General features: G+C 74.9%; 1 protein-coding gene and 1 pseudogene. Both read left to right on the forward strand.

Annotated features, from left to right (window positions below; genetic code table 11):
• Nucleotides 1-280 (forward strand): annotated as a pseudogene (locus ACTIR_RS20915) (iron ABC transporter permease); the annotation flags it as partial.
• 3 nt (nucleotides 281-283) lie between these two features.
• Nucleotides 284-1,082: ABC transporter ATP-binding protein (locus ACTIR_RS0100240; protein WP_026452782.1), on the forward strand; the 799-nt coding region annotated here is incomplete at its 3' end.

Genomic DNA, 1,082 nt, shown 5'->3' on the forward strand with positions numbered 1-1,082 from the left:
GTGGCGGGAGATCGACCTGCCGCTGGTGGCGCGCTCGTTCGCCGCCGCCGCGGCCTTCGGCCACGTCGTCGCCCTCGGCGAGTTCGGCGCGACCAGTTTCCTCTCCCGGCCCGACGCGCCGACCCTGCCGGTGTTGATCGCCGACCTGGTCGGCAGGCCGGGTGAGCTGAACAACCTGACGGCCTACGCGGCGTGCGCGCTGCTGATGGTGGTGACGGCCGCGATGGCCCTGGTGATCGAAGCCCTGCGGTCCCCGCAGGCGCGGGTGGGGGAGTTCTGAGCCGTGCTGACCGTGACCGACCTGACCGTGCGCCACGGCGCGCTGACCGCCGTGCGCGGGGTGGACGTGGAGATCGCCGACGGGGAGGTGCTGGCGTTGCTGGGCCCGTCCGGTTCGGGCAAGTCCACCCTGCTGCGCGCCGTCGCCGGGCTGGAACCGGCCGCCACCGGGGAGGTGCGCTGGGACGGGGCCGACCTGTCCGGGGTGCCGGTACACCGGCGCAACTTCGGGCTGGTGTTCCAGGACGGGCAGCTGTTCCCGCACCGCGACGTCGCGGGCAACATCGCGTTCGGGCTGCGGATGCGCGGTGTCGGTGCGCGGGAGCGGGCCGCCCGGGTGCGGGAGCTGCTGGAGCTGGTGGGCCTGCGCGGGTACGGACGGCGCCGGGTGACCGCACTGTCCGGCGGGCAGGCGCAGCGGGTGGCGCTGGCCCGTGCGCTCGCCCCCGAACCGCGGTTGCTGCTGCTCGACGAACCACTGTCCGGTCTGGACGCGGAACTGCGGGAACAGCTCGCGATCGACCTGGCCGAGCTGCTGCGTGCCACCAAGACCACCACCCTGCTCGTCACACACGACCGGGAGGAGGCGTTCACCCTCGCCGACCGGGTCGCCGTGCTCGACGAGGGCATCCTGCGCCAGGTCGGCGCACCGGCCGACGTGTGGCACCGGCCCGCGGACGAGCGCACCGCGCGGTTCCTCGGGGTGACGACCGTGCTCGACGCGCACGCCCGGGACGGCCTCGTGTCCTCGCCGCTCGGGTCGGTCGCACTGCCGTGGGTGGGCGACGGGCCGGTGCGGCTCG

The sequence above is a fragment of the Saccharomonospora iraqiensis subsp. iraqiensis genome (assembly GCF_000430445.1).
Classification (GTDB): Bacteria; Actinomycetota; Actinomycetes; order Mycobacteriales; family Pseudonocardiaceae; genus Saccharomonospora; species Saccharomonospora iraqiensis.